The organism is Brachybacterium sp. GCM10030267, from assembly GCF_042666875.1.
In the GTDB taxonomy this organism is placed as follows: Bacteria; Actinomycetota; Actinomycetes; order Actinomycetales; family Dermabacteraceae; genus Brachybacterium.
The window spans coordinates 21,978-42,012 of the sequence record NZ_JBHTCX010000010.1 but is presented as its reverse complement, the minus strand read 5'-3'; the positions used below and the strand labels follow the sequence as shown (position 1 = coordinate 42,012).

Genomic DNA, 20,035 nt, shown 5'->3' with positions numbered 1-20,035 from the left:
GTCGCCGGTAGACTCCCTGCGTGATGAGCGAGATCGAGATCGGCCGCAACAAGCGGGGACGGCGCAGCTACAGCTTCGACGACGTGGCGGTGGTCCCCTCCCGACGCACCCGGGACCCGGAGGACGTCTCCACGGCGTGGCAGGTCGACGCCTACCACTTCGACATCCCGATCTTCGCCGCCCCGATGGACTCGCTGATGTCCCCCGAGACCGCGATCCAGCTCGGCCGGCTCGGCGGGCTCGGCGTGCTCGACCTCGAGGGCCTGTGGACCCGCTACGAGGATCCCTCGGCGCAGTTCGCGCAGGTCGCCGCCGCCTCGGGCGACGAGGTGGTGAACGTGATGCGCTCGATCTACCAGGAGCCGGTCAAGCCCGAGCTGATCCGTGACCGCATCCAGCAGCTGCGCGACGCGGGCGTCACCGCCGCCGGGGCACTGTCCCCGCAGCGCACGCAGGAGCACTGGAAGACAGTGGTCGATGCCGGGGTGGACCTGTTCTTCATCCGCGGCACCACCGTCTCGGCCGAGCACGTCTCGACCGGCCGCGAACCCCTGAACCTCAAGCGCTTCATCTACGAGCTCGACGTGCCCGTCATCGTCGGCGGCTGCGCGACGTACACCGCCGCGCTGCACCTGATGCGCACCGGCGCGGCAGGAGTCCTCGTCGGCTTCGGCGGCGGCGCCTCCCAGACCACCGAGGAGACCCTCGGCATCTCCGTCCCGCTCGCCAGTGCGGTGGCCGACGTCGCCGCCGCCCGCCGCGACTACATGGACGAATCCGGAGGCCGCTACGTGCATGTCATCGCCGACGGCGGCCTGGGCCGCTCCGGTGACCTGATCAAGGCGATCGCCTGCGGCTCCGACGGCCTCATGGTCGGTGCGGCGCTCGCTCGCGCCGAGGAGGCCCCCGGCGGCGGTCACCACTGGGGCTCGGAGGCCCACCACCCGACCCTGACCCGCGGTCACCGCGTCGAGGTCGGCACCGCCGGGTCCCTCGAGCAGATCCTGTTCGGGCCCTCCAACGGAGCCGACGGCACCACCAACCTCGTCGGCGCTCTGCGCCACGCGATGGCCACCACCGGCTACCTCGACCTCAAGGAGTTCCAGCGCGTCGAGGTCGTCACCACGGCCTGAGGCGCTCGGACCCCAGCGCGCCGCGGGCGTCCTGGCGCGGGATCTGCGAAAGCAGGGGAACTCGGCAGTCATACCCACCGGGTCACGGATCTCGCGGGCCGGTGTGTCCCGGCCCGTGGATCAGGAGCGTACGCGGGCGACGATGCCCCAGATCAGCAGGATGAGCGCCGCGATGCCCAGCACGATCGGCAGCAGCAGCCCGATGCCGATGCTCACGAAGACCCCGGTCAGCCCCATCTCGGAGTAGGCCGCCGAGCTCGCACCCTGGCAGTCCACGGTGACGTCCTGCCCGCCGAAGGTGTTGATCTGGTAGATCGACTGGTACTCGACGCCGTCGACCGTCGTGGTGAGGTCGGTGTCCGCCTGGGGCTCGACGATGACCTCCTCGCCGTCCGAGCCGGTGAAGTCGCAGGTGACCTGGTCGACCTCGTCGACCGGCACTGCGATCATGTAGGCGTTCATCGACGAGGTGCTGATGGTCCCGCCGTTCGGGTCCAGCGGCTCCGACTCCAGCAGCCCCATCCCGGCGATCACCGCTGCGACGAATCCGGCGATGATCGGCATCACCACCAGACCGATGAGGTTCGCGACGATCCCCAGGATCCCGAACACGATCCGCTTCATGCCGCGCTTCTTCGGCGGCGGCACGTATCCGTACGAGGACTGGTACGGGGCGCCGTAGGGGCTCTGGTAGGCCATGGTTCTCCTGGGACGGGAGGCGACGGGCGTGCCCAGCCTACGGTGGCCCGGCCGCCTCTCGGCGCCCGTCCACAAAGGGGGTCGAGCTCGCCGGAACCCCGCCGGAGGTTCAGCCCTTGCGCGAGCGGGCCAGCTCCAGGGACTGCTGGGCGATGGCGAGCTCCTCGTCGGTCGGTACCACGAGCACCCGCACCGCGGAGTCGTCGGCGGAGATGACGCGCGCGTCCTTCGAGCGCTCGGCGTTGCGCCGGGTATCGAGCACGATCCCGAAGCCCTCGAGGCCGGCCAGGGCGCGCTCGCGCACCTGGGGCACGTTCTCGCCGATCCCGGCGGTGAAGGTGATCGCGTCCAGGCCGCCGAGGGCGAACGCGTAGGAGCCGATGTATTTGCGCAACCGGTGGACGTAGACCTGCATGGCCAGTTCCGCGTTCTGGTCGCCGTTGTCGATGGCGGCGGTGATGTCCCGGAAGTCGCTCATGCCGCTGAGGCCCTGCATGCCGGATTGCTTGTTCAGCACCGTGTCGATCTCATCGACGCTCATGCCGGCGCTGCGGTGCAGGTGGGCGTACACGCTGGGGTCGATATCGCCCGTGCGGGTACCCATCACCAGGCCCTCCAGCGGCGTCAGCCCCATGGAGGTGTCGATCGGGCGCCCGCCGCGGACCGCCGAGGCGGAGGCGCCATTGCCCAGATGCAGCACGATCTGGCGCAGCTGGGAGGTGTCCGCGCCCTCGGCGGCGAGCATCGAGGCCACCTGCTGGGAGACGTACCGGTGGCTGGTGCCGTGGGCGCCGTAGCGGCGGATCCGGTACTCGGCGGCGATGGACTTGTTCAGCGCGTAGGTGCGCGAGGCCTCCGGCAGCTGGGTGAAGAACGCAGTGTCGAACACCGCCACGTGGGGGATGTCCGGCAGCAGGGTGCGCGCCGCGTCGATGCCGTCCACGGCCGCCGGATTGTGCAGCGGCGCGAGCTTGCCGAGATCGGCGATCTGGTCGCGGACCCACGAGTCGATCAGCGTGGGCTCGGAGAACCGCGCCCCGCCCTGGACCACCCGATGGCCGACGGCGACCACGTGGGCATCGGCCAGGGACAGCCCGGCGTCCTCGAACAGTCGGCTGACCAGTTTCATCGCCGCGACGTGGTCGGAGACCTCCCCGTTGTACGGGGCGTAGGCGTCGCCGACGCTCAGGCGGGCGCTGGCATCGTCCTGGCCGATCCGCTCGACCAGGCCGGAGGCGAACACCGTCTCGCTGACCGGGTCCAGCAGCTGGAACTTCAGCGAGGACGATCCGGAGTTCACGACCAGCACGGTCGAGGTGTCCGCCGCGGGCAGCGGCGTGGACGCCTCGGCCGCGTCGGAGGCTCCGGCGCCGGAGGTGGCTCCGGGCCCGGAGGCGTCGGCACCCGAGGTGGCGTCGGTCCCGGAGGTGCCGTCGGCGGGGGAGGGCTGCGAGCTCATGCGTCGTCCTTCGAGATGCTCGGGGTGGAGGCGGCCTCGGCGTCGGCCGCCTGGGCCTGGATGGCGGTGATGACGACGGTGTTGATGATGTCGTCGACCAGCGCGCCGCGGGAGAGGTCGTTGACCGGTTTGTTCAGCCCCTGCAGCACCGGGCCGATGGCGATCGCCCCGGCCGAGCGCTGGACGGCCTTGTACGTGTTGTTGCCGGTGTTGAGGTCCGGGAAGACGAACACCGTCGCCCGCCCGGCGACCGAGGAGTCCGGCAGCTTCGTCTTGGCGACGGAGGCATCGACCGCGGCGTCGTACTGGATCGGGCCTTCGACATCCAGCTGCGGGTTCGCGCTGCGGACCAGCTCGGTGGCCTCGCGCACCTTGTCGACGTCGGCCCCGGAGCCGGAGGTCCCGGTGGAGTAGGACAGCATCGCCACGCGCGGGGCGATGCCGAACTGCTCCGCGGTGGCGGCCGACTGCGCCGCGATGTCGGCCAGCTGCTCGGCCGTCGGGTCCGGGTTCACGGCGCAGTCGCCGTAGACGAGCACCCGGTCCTCCAGCGCCATGAGGAACACGGAGGAGACGATCTGGGCGCCGGGCTTGGTCTTGATGATCTCGAACGACGGGCGGATCGTGTGGGCGGTGGAGTGCACCGCGCCGGAGACCATGCCGTCGGCCTCCCCGAGCTGGACCATCATGGTGCCGAAGTAGGAGACGTCCTGGATCTTCTCCCGGGCCTGCTCGAGGGTGACGCCCTTCTTCGCGCGCAGCCGGGCGTACTCGGCGGCGTAGCACTGGAGATGGTCCTCGTCCTGCGGGGAGACGATCCGGGCCTCGGAGATGTCGTGACCGAGCTGGGAGGCCTTCGCCCGGATCTGGTTCTCCTCGCCCAGCAGGATCAGGTCCGCCACGCCGCGGGCGAGGATCGACTCGGCGGCGGCGATGATGCGGGGTTCGTCGCCCTCGGGCAGCACGATCGTCTTCTTCCGGCCGCGGGCGCGGGCCAGCAGCTCGAACTCGAACATCATCGGGGTGATGACCTCGCTGCGGTTGACCTCGAGCGCGGCCAGCAGCTGTGAGGTGGGCAGGTGCTCGGCGACGGCGCGGCGGGCGGCGTCGACCTTCTGACCGCTGCCGGCCGAGAGCCGGCCCCGGGTCCGCGCCACCCGGACGGCGGTGTCGAAGGTCGAGAGGTCCGTGGCGATGATCGGCAGGTCCTGCCGGACCCCGGAGATCAGCCGCTGGACCTCCTCGGGCACGTCGTAGCCGCCGGTCAGGACGATGGAGGACAGGGACGGGAAGGTGCCGGACTGCTGGGCCATCACCAGTCCCGGCAGCAGGTCGAACCGGTCTCCGGGGGCGATCACGGTGCAGTTCTCGCTGAGGCGGCTGAGCACGTTGGGCAGGCTCATCGCGGCGACCACGGTGCCGATCGCGACCCGGTCCAGCCACTCGCTGCTGCCCTGCAGGAGCGTCCCGCTCACGGCGTCCTTGACCTGCTGGACCGTCGGCGCCATGATCACCGGGCTCTCGGGGATCACGGCGACCAGGGCGCCGTCGACCTTGGCGCTCACCGCGGCCTGGACGGCGTCCAGCGACTCCGCCTCGGCGCGGTTGACGACCACGGCGATCGGGGCGGCGTGGTGGCCGGAGAACTCGCCGACGGAGACCGCGGCCAATGCGGCGATCTGGTCCGGGCTGCGGTCCAGGCCCGAGACGACGACCACCACCGGGGCACCCATGTTCGCCGCGACCTCGGCGTTGAAGGCGAGCTCGGTGGGGTTGGCGAGGTCGTCGTAGTCCGAGCCGAGGACGACCAGCATGGAGTAGCGCTCGGCGAGCTCGCGGTACCGGCCCAGGATCCGCTCGTGGGCGGCGTCCGGGTCCGACAGCAGCAGCTGGTGGTCGACGCCGACAGCATCCTCGTAGGCCTGGTCGACGGCGGGATGGCTGGTCAGCAGGTCGACCGCGTAGTCGCGGCTGTGGTCGGCCTTGACGACGGGGCGGTAGACCCCGACGCGGTCGGAACGGGAGGCGAGGGTCTCGAGCAGACCGAAAGCCACCATCGACTTGCCGGTCATCCCCTCCGGGCTGGCGATATACACACTGTGCGGCACGCCCACAGCGTACGGCGGCCAGGCCGCGACCGGGGAGGCCCTCGGTCCCGCCGGCCACCGCGGGCTGCACGGGTGTGAGGACCAGCACCCGTCCCAGCGGTGCTCCCAGTCGCCGCTCCTACCATGGGCCCATGCTCCGCACCGCCCTCCGACCCCGCTACCTCGGGCTGCTCGCCCTGATGGTGGTGGCCACGCTCGTGTGCGGACTGCTCGCCTCCTGGCAGTGGGACAGGGCGCACCGCGCGATCACGGACCGGGCGGACGGCCCCGCAGAGCTGGGTCAGATCCAGGATGTGCTCGGCGTGGGCGACGCGGTCACCAACGAGATCGTCGGCGACTTCGTCACCGCCACCGGCCAGTACGCCCCTGACGAGCAGGTGCTGGTGCCCGACCGCCGGATCGACGGGACGGACGCCGTGATCGTCGTCGCCGCCCTGCACGTCCGGCTCGATGACGGCACCGAGGCCCGTCTGCCGGTGGCCCGCGGCTGGATCGAGTCCGACGCGGTCACCGGGACGGACGGCGAGCCGGACCCCGCGCTCGCCCCGCCCGTGCCGACCGGCGAGGTCACCGTCCGCGGGCGCCTGGAGGCCAGCGAACCCGCGGCCGACGGCGTCTCCGGCGGCCTCACCGATGCGATCGCGACCCCGCTGCTGGTCAACGAGTGGGGATCCCCGATGTACTCGGGCTACCTCGCCCAGGTCTCCGAGGCCGACGAGCTGCACCCGATGCCGGCGGCCGAATCCGCCTTCAGCCGTGGCCTGGACTGGCAGAACCTCGGCTACGCCGCGCAGTGGATACTGTTCGGCGGTTTCTTCCTCTACCTCTGGTGGCGCTCGGTGCGCACCGCCTACCTCGACGAGCTCGCGGAGCGGCGCGAGGCGATGCAGGACCAGCTGGCCCGCGCGGCCAGCGAGACGGATCCCGACGCATCCTCACCCGAACCGGCCACCGCCGCCTCGGCTTCTTCACCGACTGCCACCGCGCAGACCAGCCCGACCCCCGACAAGGACGTGTGACCCGTGCCCACCCCCCGGCCTCTCGACGAAGTCGCCATCAGGACCTCCTTCGCCCGCTTCCGCGTGGCTTCCATCGTGGAGGGCGTCGCCCTGCTCGTGTTGGTGGGCATCATGACGATGCGCTACGTCGTCTTCGGCGGGGAGACCTGGTTCTCCTCCACCTCGGCCACCTGGGACCAGATCTCCGAGGTGTGGTCCCCGATCCACGGCCTGATCTACATGGTCTACGTGATCCTCGGCTTCGACCTGTGGCTGAAGATGCGATGGGCACTGCCGCGCATGCTGCTGCTGATGTTCTTCGGGGTCGTCCCCGTGCTGTCCTTCTTCGGGGAGCGCTGGACCCACCAGGCCGTGGAGACCGACCTCGCCCAGCGGCCGACGCTGCAGGACGAGGACGGCGCCGGTCGCGGTGGCCGGTCCAGCACGGCCTGAGCCACCGTGGCTGCAGGTGGAGAACGCTCCGCCCGCAGCCGCCGATCCAGCCCTGGCCGCATCCGCGTGCCACGCCTCGCCAGCGTGACGAGCATTGCGCCGCCCGCACCCGGACGGAGCACCCTGAAGGCGCGGCGCGCCCGTAGACTCGGAGTGTGACCGACACCGATCAGCGCCCCGTCCTCGTCGTCGACTTCGGCGCCCAGTACGCCCAGCTCATCGCCCGCCGAGTCCGCGAGGCCCGCATCTACTCCGAGGTCGTCCCGCATACGACGCCGGCCGCGGAGATCCTCGCCAGGCAGCCGCGCGCGATCATCCTCTCCGGCGGGCCCAGCTCCGTCTACGAGGAGGGCGCCCCGCGCCTGGATCCCGAGCTGCTGACCGCGGGCGTGCCCGTGCTCGGGCTCTGCTACGGCTTCCAGTCGATGGCAGCGGCCCTGGAGGGCACCGTCGCCCCGACGGGTGTGCGCGAGTACGGCGCGACCCGTCTGGAGGCCGTCGATTCCGCCTCGCAGCTGCTGTCCGACCAGGATGTCGACCAGAACATCTGGATGAGCCACGGCGACTCCGTGACTGCGGCTCCCGAGGGATTCCGCGTTATCGCGACCTCCGCAGGCAGCCCGGTCGCCGCCTTCGAGCACCCCGAGAAGTGCCTGTACGGCGTGCAGTGGCACCCCGAGGTCGGCCACTCCGACCGCGGCCAGGAGGTGCTGGAGAACTTCCTGTACCGCGGGGCGGGCCTCGAGCCGACCTGGACCACCGGCAACGTCATCGACGAGCAGGTCGAGCGGATCCGTGAGCAGGTCGGGGAGGGCACCGCCATCTGCGCGCTCTCGGGCGGGGTCGACTCCGCCGTCGCCGCCGCGCTGGTCCAGCGCGCCATCGGCGACCGCCTCACCTGCGTCTACGTCGACCACGGCCTGATGCGACAGGACGAATCCGCGCAGATCGAGAAGACCTTCGGCGAGTCCACCGGCGGCGCGAAGCTCGTCGTCGTCGACGCCGAGGAGCAGTTCCTCACCGCACTCGCCGGGGTCGATGACCCCGAGCAGAAGCGCAAGATCATCGGTCGCGAGTTCATCCGCACCTTCGAGCAGGCCCAGGCGGACATCCTCCGCGAGCGCGGCGTCATCGAGGACGAGGGCGGCGAGGCGCACGCCGAGGCGAAGGCCTTCCTGGTCCAGGGCACGCTGTACCCCGACGTCGTCGAGTCCGGCGGCGGGGAGGGCGCCGCGAACATCAAGAGCCACCACAACGTCGGCGGCCTGCCCGAGGATCTCAACTTCGAGCTGGTCGAGCCGCTGCGCACCCTGTTCAAGGACGAGGTGCGCGCCGTCGGCTCCCAGCTGGGCCTGCCCGACGAGATCGTCTGGCGCCAGCCGTTCCCCGGGCCGGGCCTGGGCATCCGCATCATCGGCGAGGTCACCAAGGAGCGCCTGGACGTGCTGCGCAGGGCCGACGCGATCGCCCGCGCCGAGCTCACCGCCGCCGGCCTGGACCGCGACATCTGGCAGTGCCCCGTGGTGCTGCTGGCCGACGTGCGCTCCGTCGGCGTCCAGGGTGACGGCCGCACCTACGGCCACCCGGTGGTGCTGCGCCCGGTCACCAGCGACGACGCCATGACCGCGGACTGGGCCAAGGTGCCCTACGAGGTCCTCGGTCGCATCTCCACCCGCATCACCAACGAGGTCGCCGAGGTCACCCGAGTGGCGCTGGACATCACCAGCAAGCCACCGGGGACCATCGAGTGGGAGTGAGCCCCGGCAGGTAGCCGGCCCGCCGCGGCCGCGCCGCCCGCGTCTCGCGCCGGAACGGCGAGGGAACTTTGGCCAGTGGTGTCGCATTTTCGGCCGATTCTGCGACGCCACTGGCCACAGTCCGACGGGCGTGGGCCGGGCGAAGCAGGGGCTCAGCCCTCCGGCGGCTCGAGCAGCCGGGAGGGGTGCGCCTCGGCGCCGGCATGCCAGGACTGGGTGCGCTCGAAGGTCTCCCATCCCATCGCGGCGTAGAGCCCGTCGGCGCCGGTGGGGGAGTCTGCGTCGACCTCGAGATCGACATGGGTGCGGCCGCGCTCGGCGGCATCGGCGATGGCCACGCGCAGCAGCGCCTTCGCGATGCCCAGGCCCCGCGCGGAGCGGTGCACGCCGAGGTACTCGAGGTAGGTGCCCTCTCCGCGGGCCACGGGATCGGTGAGCTCCGGCCGCGCTCGCAGCTTGGCGGTGACCAGCCCTCCGGCGGGCAGCCAGCGTCCCTCGCGCTCCACCTCGGCGATCCACCAGTGGTCCCAGTCCGCCTCGTCGGGCCCCTCGATCAGGCGCTGAGCGAACTCGACGAACGACTCCCGGTACGAGCTGAAGTGATCGGCGAAGGACTCCTCGAGCATCCGATGCACGGTGCGCACGTCCTGTGCGACGGGAAGACCCGAGGGATGGCAGTGCACGCGGCGCACGCGGGTACCGGGCCGCGTGGCCGGCGGTGGCCCGGTCTCCTCGAGCGTGACGGGGCGGCGCATGTGCAGCCAGGTGCGCATCATCGTGTAGCCCGCGGCGGTGAGCAGCCGAGCGCGGTCGGTGTCGGCCTCGTGCGCGCTCACGTCGAGCTGGGTGGTCTTCACGCCGCGATGGCGGGCGAAGGACCCGGCCGCCTCCTCCGCCCAGTCCAGCAGCGCCGCCGCCAGCTGGTCCCGCTCGGGCACCTCGCGGCCCACGACGAACTGCACGTCCGAGCGTCCCGCGGCCCGGTCCTCGACGGCCACCCAGGCCACCGGTGGCTGATCCAGGGTCGGGGAGCCGTCGGGCGCGGAAGGGACCACGACGACCTGTCGCCGGGCCCACGACCTCAGCCCCACGAGCCGGGAGCGGAGCCCGTCGACATCCTCGACGCCATCCGGCGTGTGGGAGCGGATGTCTCGCGTGACCAGCTCGGCGAGCGGTTCGACGTCGGTCTCCACCGGCAGCCGGGTGGTGAGGGAGCCGGTGAGCGCGGCGGGCATCGTGGGCGGGAAGTGATCAGTCAGAAGCACCCGTTCATGGTCCCACGCCGCCGGTGGACGCGGCAGAGAGAGAACGGGCCGGCGGCACCGTGGTGGTGCCGCCGACCCGTTCTCTCTCTATCCTCGTCCGGGGAACCTCAGCGTTCGGTGTGCTGGTCCTCGTCGGATCCGGATCCGGTCGCGCCGGAGAGCCCGGTGGCGCCGGAGCGCGCGTACCCCTCGGTGCCGCTGGTCTCGAGGCCGTCGCCGGAGCCGGTCACCGATTCGGTGGCCCCGACCGCGGCGATCGCCCCGGTGCTGGTGCTGACCAGCTCCTCCTCGCCGAACTCTTCCGCGGCGGGGCCGGCGCCGGCGGGTGCGCTCGCAGCGGCCTCGTCGGCGGAGTGCAGGGTGTTGCGCAGCGGGACCTGCTTGACGAACAGCGAGAGCAGCAGGGCCGCGGCGACGAACGGCACCGCGGTCAGGAACACGGCGTGCATCGCCTCGCCCATGCCCATGCGGATCGGCTCCACCAGGAAGCCGGGCAGCTGGGAGAGCGCGTCGGGATCGAGCACGGCGGACTCCAGCTGCGAAGCGTCCATCTGGGTGCCGGACTGCTGCAGCGCGGCCTGCTGCTCGGCCGGCAGGGCCTGCATCTGCTCGCGGATGGAGCTGCCCATCTGCGCAGTCATCACGGTGCCCAGCACCGCGGTGCCGATGGTCGAGCCGACGTTGCGGAAGAACTGGACGGCGGCGGTGGCCACCCCGAGCTCCCGCTGAGGCACGGCGTTCTGCACGACCAGCGTGTACACCTGCATGCACAGCCCCAGCCCGAGGCCGATGACGATCATCGCCAGGGTCAGGTGCCACTGCGAATCGCCGTACTGCAGGCGCGTCAGCAGCCAGTAGCCCGTCACCAGCACGATGCCGCCGAGGACGAGGAACACCTTGTAGCTGCCCAGGCGTGTGATGAGCAGGCCCACCACGATCGAGGTCAGGATCATCGCCACCGACAGCGGGATGAGGATCGCCCCGGAGTTGGTGGCCGAGACGCCCAGGACGCCCTGCGCGTAGACCGGGATGTAGATGATCGCGCCGAACATGGCGACGGCGATCGCGAACGACGCGGCCACCGACAGCGCCACGATGGGGCGGGTCAGCAGATGCATCGGCAGCAGTGGCTCGGCGACGCGGTTCTCGATCAGCACGAAGGCGATCAGGAACAGCGCCGCGACGGCGTACATGCCGATGATGATCGAGGAGCCCCAGTCGTAGGACGTGCCCCCGAGGCTGGTGGCCAGCAGGGCGATCACGAGGCCGGGGGTGAGGGTGGAGATGCCCCACAGGTCGACCTTGCCGTGCTGGGCCGCGCGCTCGAGGTGGAGGAACTTCCAGATGAACACGAAGGCGACCACGCCGACGGGCAGCGTGAGGTAGAACAGCCAGCGCCAGCCCAGGTTGTCGGTGACGGTGCCGCCGATGAGCGGGCCGATCACACTGGTCACGCCGAAGACGGCGCCCATGATGCCCTGGTACTTGCCGCGCTGGCGCGGGGGGATGATGTCGCCGATGATCGTCTGGGACAGCGGCAGGATGGTGCCCATGCCGGCGCCCTGGACGGCGCGGGCGAAGACCAGGAACCAGAAGCCCTGGGACATCCCGGCCAGGATCGAGCCGATCATGAACACGGCGACGCCGCCGAGGTAGAACCAGCGGCGCCCGTAGAGGTCCGAGAGCTTGCCGACGATCGGCACGGCCACGGCGGAGACCAGCATCGCGGCGGTGGCGATCCAGTTGTAGTGCTCCACGCCGCCGAGCTCGGCGACGATGCGCGGCATGGCGGGGCCGACGATGGTCTGGGACAGGGATGCGACGAACATCCCCAGCATCAGGCCGGCGAAGACGAGTTTGCCCGTGCGGTCCAGGCCGGTGAAGGCGGTGGGGGCGGTGCCGTCGGGCGCCGCCGGGGTCGTTGCAGTGCTCACTGAGCTCCTCGGGGAGAGTCGAAGGGACGAAGCTGAAGGATCCGGACGTGGCTGGACGCGGCCGGAGGTCGCAGCACATCGGTGGGCCTCGACCGCTCCACTCTAACCAAGTGTTGCATTCACTGCACTATTTCACTCAGTGCAACTTCTGTGACATCACGGACTACGATGGGCGCGTGAACGACGACGAGACATCTGATGAGGCCTCCATGGGCCTGCGAGAGCGCAAGAAGCGCCTGACCAGGGTCGCCATGCACCGCGCCGCGCTCGAGCTGGTGCTCGAAGAGGGGCTGTCGAACGTGACGGCCGACATGATCGCCGCGCGCGCCGGCGTCTCGACCCGCACCTTCTTCAACCACTGGAGCACCAAGGAGTCCGCGATCCTCGGCATCCTCTCCGGGGAGGGGGAGAGGCTGGTCGAGAGCCTGCATGAGCGGATCGTGCGCTCCGGCACGCGGGACGCGCTGCGTTCGGTGCTGCGGGAAGCGCTGGAGTCGACACCGGCCGATCCCAGCCTGCGAGAGCTGAAGAAGCAGGTCATGGCGAGGGAGCCGAAACTGCACTCGATCTCCTCGGGCAACCTGATCTCGGTCCAGACGGAGATGGTCGACGCCATGGCCGAGGCCTTCGACGGGCCCGATGCGCACGAGCGCGCGGTGATCACCGTCCAGCTGGGCTTCGCCCTGACCCGCAGTGCATTCGCCGTCTCCATGGCGCGCGGGATCGACCTGGTCACGGCGTTCGACGAGGTCGTGGCCCTGCATGATGCGGGGCGAGTGCCCTTCTAGAGCGCGGGATCGCGGCGCTGCCGAGCCAGCGCAGAGGTCAGCGCACCAGGGCGCCGGTTCCGCTGTCCCACCCGCGGCCGTCGGCCAGCCGCTCGGCGACCGCGCGCTCGAGCCGGGTGGAGCGCGGCAGCGTGGCCGGGTCGTAGGGCGGGCGAACACCGAAGACGAAGAACGCGGCTCCGTCGGCCCCCGGCGCGGTGTCGATGATCTCCCAGCGGCTGACGAACGCGCCGATGTTCGACTCCGCGCCGAGCTCCTCGACGAGCACAGGGTTCATCAGCCACGACTCGCAGCGGAACTCGTGGCCGAAGCGAGGGGCATCGGCGGGGCGAGCGGTGTCGAGGTCGCCGAAGTGCTCGGTGAAGAACGCGGTGGCGCGGGCGAAGGAGTCCTCGACGGCGTCGGGATCCAGCGGGCCGTCGGCAGGGATGTGCGTACCCACCACCCAGCGTTCCCGGCCGGTGCCCTCGTCGATGCGGTGCAGGTCGAACTGCAGCCGCCCCAGATGGAACAGCCGCCCGGCCCAGTTCAGCGCCGTCCACCCCACCTGGTGCAGTCCCAGGCGCCCGCTGCTGCGACGGTGGATCCGCATCTGCTGGCCGAGGTCGGCCAGGACCAGCCACGACTGCTGCGCGGTGAGGCCGCGCGCCGCGTGCCACTCGCGCACCGTGCTGGTGCTGACCAGGTGCGCCAGGATCGCAATCAGGCCCTCGCCGGGCGCCAGTCGCTCCTGCAGGGCATTCTGCGCCTGCGCGAACGACTCGAGGCCGACGGTCGGCGTCGTGAGCCCGGCGCCGGCCCGCAGCAGGTTCGCCGTCCGCGTGACCTCCGCGAGGATCTCCGCGTCCTCCGCAGCACGCGGCAGCAGGGGAGCGAGCTCCTCGGCGTCCTGACCCGTGATGCCCAGTTTCTCCATCAGGGCGGGGGCCGACGGGGCGGTCAGCATCTGGGCGATCGCGTCGGCCGGGAGCTCGTCGTCGCGGCGGACGGCGGTGGGCGGATCGCCGAGGATCTCGGGGCGCGCATCGAGGCGTTCGGTCATGAGCTCACCGTATCCCGGGACAGCCTGCCCTCTGTGATCTGCGCCGCTACGATCACAGAGTCGACACCACGCGCCCGTCGGCCCGGCCGACGCAGGAGGAGCACGAGCATGAACACCGAGAAGACAGCCCCGGCCTCCCCGGACCAGACCGCTGCGGCCCCGGGCCCGGCCGGCGGGGGAGCCGAGCTGAGCCCGTCGGCCGCCGCCGTGAGGGACGCCTACGCCTTCGAGGGCGGCCGTATCCACCTCGGCGCGATGCTGGAGGACGGCGAGCCGAACCCCGCCGCGGCGGTGAACCTGGCCGTGGGAATGCTGAACCGGCACGGGCTGATCGCCGGCGCGACCGGCACCGGCAAGACGCGCACCCTGCAGGTGATCGCGGAGCAGGCCGCCCACGCCGGCGCATCCGTGTTCGTCGCGGACATGAAGGGCGACCTCTCGGGTATCGCCGTGCCCGGCGAGGAGTCCGAGAAGCTCTCGGCCCGGGCCGCCGCGCGCGGCCAGGAGTGGGTCTCCCGCGCAGCGCCCACGGAGTTCTTCACCCTCGGCGGGCAGGGCGAGGGAGTGCCGATCCGCACCACCGTCAGCGATTTCGGCCCGGTGCTGATGTCCAAGGTGCTGGAGTTGAACGAGACCCAGGAGAGCTCGCTGGGACTGATCTTCCACTACGCCGACAGTCAGGGCCTGGGACTGCTCGACCTCAAGGACCTGCGGGCCCTGATCCAATTCCTCACCTCCGACGAGGGCAAGGACGAGCTCAAGGGCATCGGCGGGATCTCCACCGCCACCGCCGGGGTCATCCTGCGCTCGCTGACCGCCTTCGAGGCCTCCGGGGCGGACGTGTTCTTCGGCGAGCCGGCCTTCGACGCGCAGGAGCTGCTGCGCCATGCCGAGGACGGCTCGGGGATCATCTCCTGCCTCGAGCTGCCCGGGGTCGCCACGCGGCCGGCGCTGTTCTCGACCTTCATGATGTGGATGCTCGCCGAGCTGTACGAGGACCTCCCCGAGGTCGGCGACCTCGAGGTGCCCAAGCTGGTGTTCTTCCTGGACGAGGCGCATCTGCTGTTCAAGGACGCCTCCGAGGCGTTCCTGGATCAGGTGGTCCAGACCGTGCGCCTGATCCGCTCCAAGGGGGTCGGCATCTTCTTCATCACCCAGACCCCCAAGGACATCCCCGGTGACGTGCTCGCCCAGCTCGGCAACCGGGTCCAGCACGCTCTGCGTGCCTTCACCCCGGACGATGCCAAGGCACTGAAGGCCACCGCGTCCACGTTCCCCACCAGTGAGCACGATCTGGTCGAGGTGATCCCGGCGCTGGGCACCGGTGAGGCCATCGTGACCGTGATGAGCGAGACGGGAGCCCCCACGCCGGTGGCGATCACGGCGGTGCGCGCCCCGGAGTCCTCCATGGAGCCCGCGGGGGAGAAGGCCATCTCCGACTGCGTGGCGGCCTCCGAACTCACGGAGAAGTACGGCGAGGTGGTCGACCGCGAGTCCGCCTACGAGGTTCTCGCCGCCCGTGCGGAGAAGCAGGCCGATGCGCAGGAGAAGGCGTCCCGCACCGAGGAGAGTGCACCGGCGGACGAGGATGAGTCCTCCACCCGGGCAGGCTCGGAGAAGTCCTCCCCGCGCGGCAGATCCTCCCGTTCCTCGTCGAAGGACACGGGCCTGTTCGACAATCCCGCCGTGAGGTCGTTCCTGCGCTCGGCCGGGACCGCGCTGGGGCGCGAGGTCACCCGCGGACTGTTCGGCACCAAGCGTCGCCGCTGACCACCGGCCCGGGCGTCGCCGCTGATCGCCGGGTCGAGCCAGCCTGATGAGCCGGTCAGCACGGGAGGATCAGCGGCGGACGCCGGGAATCGGGGTCACCAGAAGTAGCCGCGCCCCGCGCAGTAGCCCGCGACCTGCTGCGGGGTCAGCCAATGGTGGGCAGGCAGGCCGGAGACGAGCGTGGCCCCGGCGGGATCGGCCACACGCAGCGTCCGGTACTCGGTGTCGTAGCCGTCGATCGTCACGAAGTGGAAGATGTCGCTGGTGTTGCCGCCCCAGCTCGGGTACTGCCCGGCCAGGACCCACCAGTTGCACACGGTCGCGTAGCCCGCGTCGACGTTGGTGACCGCCCGGTCCCACAGCAGGTTCGCATCGGCCTCGCTCGCTCCGGTCCCGGCCATCCACTGGTCACGGTAGACGGCGCCCGGCAGGCGATTGGTCAGCACGGGGGAGATGGCGCCGAAGTTCGTGCCAGCCGACGTGGTGCCGAGCTCCGCGGCCAGCGTGTCCAGGCTCGGCGGCTGCACCTTCGCGCTCAGGGCGATCCACACCGCGGTGGGACCGCAGTAGAAGAAGTTGGGCTGCTGGAGGTAGGTCGTCGGCAGCAGCGACTCGCCCGCAGCGGAGGCCGACGGGGCCAGCGTCGTGGCGCCGAGGCCGGCCAGCGCGGTGACGCCGAGGGTCCGGAAGAACGTTCTGCGGTCGGGAGCGATCATCGTCATGGCATTCCCTTTCCAGGGGGTGTCGGAGGACGTGCCGTACCGGAGCCGGCCGGCCTGATCACGCTACGGGGACGACGAACGCCCCCGGGGCGGAACCCGGGGGCGTTCACCATGTCGTCGCCGTGCGTTCCGACGCGAGCCGACGGACGCTGCGACGCAGTCAGCGGCCGACGGTCACTTCTTGCCCTGGTTGGCGACGGCCTCGGCGGCGGCCTTCGCGGCGACCGGGTCGAGGTAGCGCCCGCCCTTGGCGACGGGCTCGAAGTTCTCGTTGAGCTCGTAGACCAGCGGCTGGCCGGTGGGGATGTTCAGGCCGGGAATCTCCTCGTCGGAGATGCCGTCGAGGTACTTCACCAGCGCGCGCAGCGAGTTGCCGTGGGCCGCGATCAGGACCACCTTGCCGTCGGTCAGGTCGGGCTTGATGCCCTCCTCCCAGTACGGCAGGAAGCGCTCGACGACGTCCTTGAGGCACTCCGACTTGGGCAGCTGATCACCGAGGTCCGCGTACCGGGGATCCTGGTCCTGGCTGAACTCGCTGCCGAACTCGATCTCCGGCGGGGGAGTGTCGTAGGAGCGGCGCCAGGCCATGAACTGCTCCTCGCCGTACTTCTCGCGGATCTCCGACTTGTCCAGGCCCTGCAGAGCGCCGTAGTGGCGCTCGTTCAGGCGCCAGTCGCGCTTGACGGGGATCCAGTGCCGGTCGGCCTCGTCCAGGGCGAGGTTCGCGGTCATGATGGCGCGGCGCTGGAGGGAGGTGTGGACGACGTCCGGGAGGATGCCGGCCTCCTTCATGAGGGTGCCGCCGGCGATGGCCTCCTTCTCGCCCTTCTCGGTCAGGGCCACGTCGACCCATCCGGTGAACAGGTTCTTCGCATTCCAGTCGCTCTCGCCGTGGCGGAGCAGCACGAGTGTGTAGGTCATGGTCCCCAGGGTACGGGAGAGCCTCGAGGTCGTCGGCCGTGGTCCATTCACGCCTCGACGAGGATGGTCACCGGTCCATCGCCCGTGAGGCCGACGCGCATGTGCGCGCCGAAGCGGCCGGTCGCGACGCTCACCCCGCGCTGCCGGATCGCCTCGACGACCTGGTCCACCAGCGGCTCGGCGACCGCAGCGGGGGCCGCCCCGTTCCAGGACGGTCGCCGCCCTTTGCGCACGTCCGCGTAGAGCGTGAACTGCGAGATGACCAGCACCTGAGCGCCGGCATCGAGCACGGAGCGCTCGCCGGTGAGGAGGCGCAGCTCGCAGATCTTGCGCGCGATGGTCGCGACCTGCCCGGGGCCGTCCTCGTGGGTGACGCCGACCAGAGCGACCAGTCCCTCGCCCTCGAGCGCGCCGATCACCTCCCCGTCGACCTCGACCTGGGCACCATCGACTCGCTGGATCACTGCACGCATGGGCCGATCGTGGCACAGGCGCCGAGCCAGGTGCAGTCAGCCGGGGAGGACCGCCCTCATCCGGGCAGGATCGACCCGATCCGACGCTCCTGCGTGGGGGAGTCGTCACCGCTGTCGACGGTGTCACCGGCGTCCGGCCGATCACGCAGCGGGATGGGCTGCGTGGTCGCCTGCCCGGCCGCGGCAGCCGGGGGCTGCTGCTGCGTGGTCGCCTGGCCGGCCGCGGCAGCCGGGGACTGCGGCGGGTGCTGCTGCTGCGCGGCCGCCGGCGGCTGCGGGGGAGCGGGACGCCTCGCGGGTGCTGCGCCGTTCGGTGCCTGGTATCCGGGCGGCACGTTCTGCTGCTGGGGCTGCGACGGCGCGGCAGTCCCGTGGGAGGGAGGCGGCTGAGCAGGGGGAGCCGGTCGCTGGCCGGTCGCCGCGGAGGGGGCGGGCCGCGCGGGCTGCGCTGCGGGCGGCTGCTGCGGCGCCGGCGGGACGCCGGTGGCGCCCCGGGGCGGGGGGCCGCTGGGGACGCTCGTGGCCGACGGGCGGGGTGGGCCGGCGTACGGTGCGGGAGAGGGCGGGGGAGTGTCCCCGGCGGCGGCCGCCATGCGGCGGGACTCCGCAGCGCGCGCCCGCTCGACCCATTCCTCGGCCACCCGCACGATCGCCTCGGTGGCCGCTTCCCACGCCGCCTCCTGTTGGCGATGGGGCCCGGTGGCCAGGGACAGCACCACGCCTGCGCAGCGCAGCGCCAGCTCGGTGGGATCCACGCGCTCGGCGAACGTCTCGTGCCAGGTGGCGATGGCCTCCTCGACGCGCTCCTGCATCGCGCGATCGATGCGCCCGGCGTTGCCGTAGTCGGCCAGGACGCTGAGATGGGCGAGCAGGCAGGCCAGGTCGTCGGCGCGGCGGCCCGGACCGACCGTGTCGATATCGAGCAGACCCACCACCTTGCCGTTCTGCACGAAGACCTGTGCCTCGTAGAAGTCGCCGTGGACCACGTCGTGGGGGCGCATGTCCATCCGCTGTTCCAGCGCCGCCAGCCCGTCGCGGATCGAGCGCACGAGCGCATCCAGCCGCGGCCCGAGGACGGGCACCGAGGAGCCGACGATCCCGGCGTAGAACTCGACCGAGTCCGTCCACGGCGGGCGCAGCGGCAGCGGATACATCGAGGCCGGCAGCCGATCCAGCAGGGCGACCAGATCCTGGGCGGTGCACGATTCGACGCCCTCGTCGATGACGACGCGGGCCAGCGGCCGTCCGGGCAGCTCCTCGAGCACGACGAGACCGTCGTGGTGGGCGCGCACCTCGGGGACCGGGACGCCGGCGGCGAGCAGCCGCTGATGACGATCGACGATCTCGCCGCTGCGATGAGGCTGCATGACCTTCAGGAACACTGCCCGGTCCCCCTGGCTGGCGCGCAGCACCGCGCGCCGGCCGGGACGGTAGGAGACGACGTCGATCGCGATCGGGACGTCGGGGTCGCTGCCGATCGCCACCCCGAGGTCATGGAGAGTGCGGCCGACGACGTCGGGGTAGCAGACCTGCGGGAGCATCGGCAGCCACGGGTCGTGGGGATAGCGCCAGACGCGGACGTTGATGTCGCCGTCGGTCATCACCAGGGTCTGCTCGGCGACGTAGAGGTTCTTCTCACGCTCGCCGATGTGGGCGCTCGCCCCGAACAGCTCTTCCCGGGCGGGGGCCTGTGGTCCGTCCAGCTCGGGCCAGGAGACCATCGTGCGGTAGAGCGCCTTCGTGCTGCGGCCGGGACGATGATCGACGTGGTCCAGCTGCCAACTGTGCAGCACACCGCCGGAGTTGCCCACGGCCGAGCGGAGCAGTCCTCCGGCTCCGGGCCCGGTGAGCAGCTCCGAGCCGTCCTGCGTGTGTGACATGGGTGTTTCTATCTGGTCCGGGTGGTCATCAGGCGCCAGCGCCTACGATGCTTGCATGGCTGATCGTACCGATAACCTCACCAGCGGTAATCTCCTCGGCATTCCGGAGACCCGTCTGCCCGACGACTTCATCGATGTCCAGGTCACCGACGAGCTCGCGGAGCACGGGGAGCCGCGGGAGATCGCCGCCCGTCACCCCGAATCCCCGATGGTCTGGGCCGTCCTCGCTCAGGACGCGCTGACCGACGGCGACGAGGTCACCGCCTACGCCTTCGCCCGGACCGGCTATCACCGTGGCCTCGACGCCCTGCGCAAGGCCGGCTGGCGCGGCCAGGGTCCTGTCCCCGCCTCCCACGCGCCCAACCGCGGTTTCCTGCGGGCCCTGGCGATGCTGGGGGAGACCTCTCGCCGCATCGGCGACCAGGCCGAGGCGGACCGGGTCACCGAGTTCCTGCGCGAGGCCGATCCCAGCCTGCTGGGCTGAGCCGGCCGTCCGAGCCGAGCCGGCCTGCCGACCCAGTCGCGCCTGCCGGGCCGGTCGCGCCTGCCGGGCCGGTCGCGCCTGCCGGGCCGGTCGCGCCTGCCGGGCCGGGCCCACAGGCCCGGTCCGACGCGGCTGCGGGCCCCGTCGGG

The 20,035-nt window shown here is 71.3% G+C and carries 17 protein-coding genes; 7 read left to right on the top strand and 10 right to left on the bottom strand.

Annotated features, from left to right (window positions below):
• Positions 1-23 precede the first annotated feature (23 nt).
• Positions 24-1,133 (top strand): GuaB3 family IMP dehydrogenase-related protein, encoded by a 1,110-nt coding sequence (locus ACFQS2_RS08430; protein WP_377016305.1) that lies wholly within the window; start codon positions 24-26, stop codon positions 1,131-1,133.
• Positions 1,134-1,253: 120 nt separating this feature from the next.
• Here the strand turns inward: ACFQS2_RS08430 and ACFQS2_RS08425 are convergent, their stop codons facing one another.
• The 3 genes from ACFQS2_RS08425 to pta all read right to left on the bottom strand — a co-directional run bounded on the left by ACFQS2_RS08425 (position 1,254) and on the right by pta (position 5,399).
• The gene (locus ACFQS2_RS08425) at positions 1,254-1,832 is read right to left on the bottom strand and encodes a hypothetical protein (RefSeq protein WP_377793352.1); all 579 of its coding nucleotides are present in this window, start codon (positions 1,830-1,832) and stop codon (positions 1,254-1,256) included.
• Positions 1,833-1,941: 109 nt separating this feature from the next.
• Complete coding sequence (locus ACFQS2_RS08420; protein WP_377793351.1) at positions 1,942-3,291, bottom strand: acetate kinase; 1,350 nt, start codon at positions 3,289-3,291, stop codon at positions 1,942-1,944.
• Complete coding sequence (pta, locus tag ACFQS2_RS08415) at positions 3,288-5,399, bottom strand: phosphate acetyltransferase (protein WP_377793350.1); 2,112 nt, start codon at positions 5,397-5,399, stop codon at positions 3,288-3,290. The genes ACFQS2_RS08420 and pta overlap by 4 nt, the downstream gene beginning before the upstream one ends.
• 131 nt (positions 5,400-5,530) lie before the next feature.
• Here pta and ACFQS2_RS08410 point away from each other — a divergent pair, with 131 nt between their 5' ends.
• The 3 genes from ACFQS2_RS08410 to guaA all read left to right on the top strand — a co-directional run bounded on the left by ACFQS2_RS08410 (position 5,531) and on the right by guaA (position 8,607).
• Positions 5,531-6,418, top strand: coding sequence for an SURF1 family protein (locus tag ACFQS2_RS08410; RefSeq protein WP_377793349.1), 888 nt, complete (start codon positions 5,531-5,533; stop codon positions 6,416-6,418).
• Positions 6,419-6,421: 3 nt separating this feature from the next.
• Positions 6,422-6,850 carry a DUF3817 domain-containing protein gene (locus ACFQS2_RS08405; RefSeq protein WP_377016314.1) on the top strand — a complete coding sequence of 143 codons (429 nt, stop codon included), beginning with the start codon at positions 6,422-6,424 and terminating at the stop codon, positions 6,848-6,850.
• 155 nt (positions 6,851-7,005) lie between these two features.
• Positions 7,006-8,607 carry a glutamine-hydrolyzing GMP synthase gene (guaA, locus tag ACFQS2_RS08400; RefSeq protein ID WP_377016316.1) on the top strand — a complete coding sequence of 534 codons (1,602 nt, stop codon included), beginning with the start codon at positions 7,006-7,008 and terminating at the stop codon, positions 8,605-8,607.
• A 152-nt stretch (positions 8,608-8,759) separates the two neighbouring features.
• Here the strand turns inward: guaA and ACFQS2_RS08395 are convergent, their stop codons facing one another.
• Together ACFQS2_RS08395 and ACFQS2_RS08390 are read right to left on the bottom strand one after the other, a co-directional pair.
• Positions 8,760-9,872: a GNAT family N-acetyltransferase gene (locus tag ACFQS2_RS08395; RefSeq protein WP_377793348.1), complete on the bottom strand. Its 1,113-nt coding sequence runs from the start codon at positions 9,870-9,872 to the stop codon at positions 8,760-8,762.
• Between the two features lie 107 nt (positions 9,873-9,979).
• The gene (locus tag ACFQS2_RS08390) at positions 9,980-11,806 is read right to left on the bottom strand and encodes an MDR family MFS transporter (RefSeq protein WP_377793347.1); all 1,827 of its coding nucleotides are present in this window, start codon (positions 11,804-11,806) and stop codon (positions 9,980-9,982) included.
• A 176-nt stretch (positions 11,807-11,982) separates the two neighbouring features.
• Here ACFQS2_RS08390 and ACFQS2_RS08385 point away from each other — a divergent pair, with 176 nt between their 5' ends.
• Positions 11,983-12,594 carry a TetR/AcrR family transcriptional regulator gene (locus tag ACFQS2_RS08385; RefSeq protein WP_377793346.1) on the top strand — a complete coding sequence of 204 codons (612 nt, stop codon included), beginning with the start codon at positions 11,983-11,985 and terminating at the stop codon, positions 12,592-12,594.
• 37 nt (positions 12,595-12,631) lie between these two features.
• On the opposite strand, the gene ACFQS2_RS08380 is transcribed toward ACFQS2_RS08385, so the two are convergent.
• On the bottom strand, positions 12,632-13,636 hold the full coding sequence (locus ACFQS2_RS08380; protein WP_377793345.1) for an acyltransferase domain-containing protein: 1,005 nt from the start codon (positions 13,634-13,636) through the stop codon (positions 12,632-12,634).
• Between the two features lie 108 nt (positions 13,637-13,744).
• Here ACFQS2_RS08380 and ACFQS2_RS08375 point away from each other — a divergent pair, with 108 nt between their 5' ends.
• Positions 13,745-15,406: a helicase HerA-like domain-containing protein gene (locus tag ACFQS2_RS08375; RefSeq protein ID WP_377793344.1), complete on the top strand. Its 1,662-nt coding sequence runs from the start codon at positions 13,745-13,747 to the stop codon at positions 15,404-15,406.
• 95 nt (positions 15,407-15,501) lie between these two features.
• On the opposite strand, the gene ACFQS2_RS08370 is transcribed toward ACFQS2_RS08375, so the two are convergent.
• From ACFQS2_RS08370 to ACFQS2_RS08355, 4 genes are all read right to left on the bottom strand, one after another.
• Positions 15,502-16,128 carry a C39 family peptidase gene (locus ACFQS2_RS08370; protein WP_377016328.1) on the bottom strand — a complete coding sequence of 209 codons (627 nt, stop codon included), beginning with the start codon at positions 16,126-16,128 and terminating at the stop codon, positions 15,502-15,504.
• 174 nt (positions 16,129-16,302) lie between these two features.
• Positions 16,303-17,049, bottom strand: coding sequence for a phosphoglyceromutase (locus ACFQS2_RS08365; protein WP_377793343.1), 747 nt, complete (start codon positions 17,047-17,049; stop codon positions 16,303-16,305).
• A 47-nt stretch (positions 17,050-17,096) separates the two neighbouring features.
• Positions 17,097-17,522, bottom strand: coding sequence for a D-aminoacyl-tRNA deacylase (gene dtd / locus ACFQS2_RS08360; protein WP_377793342.1), 426 nt, complete (start codon positions 17,520-17,522; stop codon positions 17,097-17,099).
• A 56-nt stretch (positions 17,523-17,578) separates the two neighbouring features.
• Positions 17,579-19,402, bottom strand: coding sequence for a phosphotransferase (locus ACFQS2_RS08355; RefSeq protein ID WP_377793341.1), 1,824 nt, complete (start codon positions 19,400-19,402; stop codon positions 17,579-17,581).
• A gap of 55 nt (positions 19,403-19,457) precedes the next feature.
• On the opposite strand from ACFQS2_RS08355, the gene ACFQS2_RS08350 reads away from it, so the two are divergent.
• Positions 19,458-19,886, top strand: a complete 429-nt coding sequence (locus ACFQS2_RS08350) for a DUF3151 domain-containing protein (protein ID WP_377016336.1) — start codon at positions 19,458-19,460, stop codon at positions 19,884-19,886.
• Positions 19,887-20,035 lie beyond the last annotated feature (149 nt).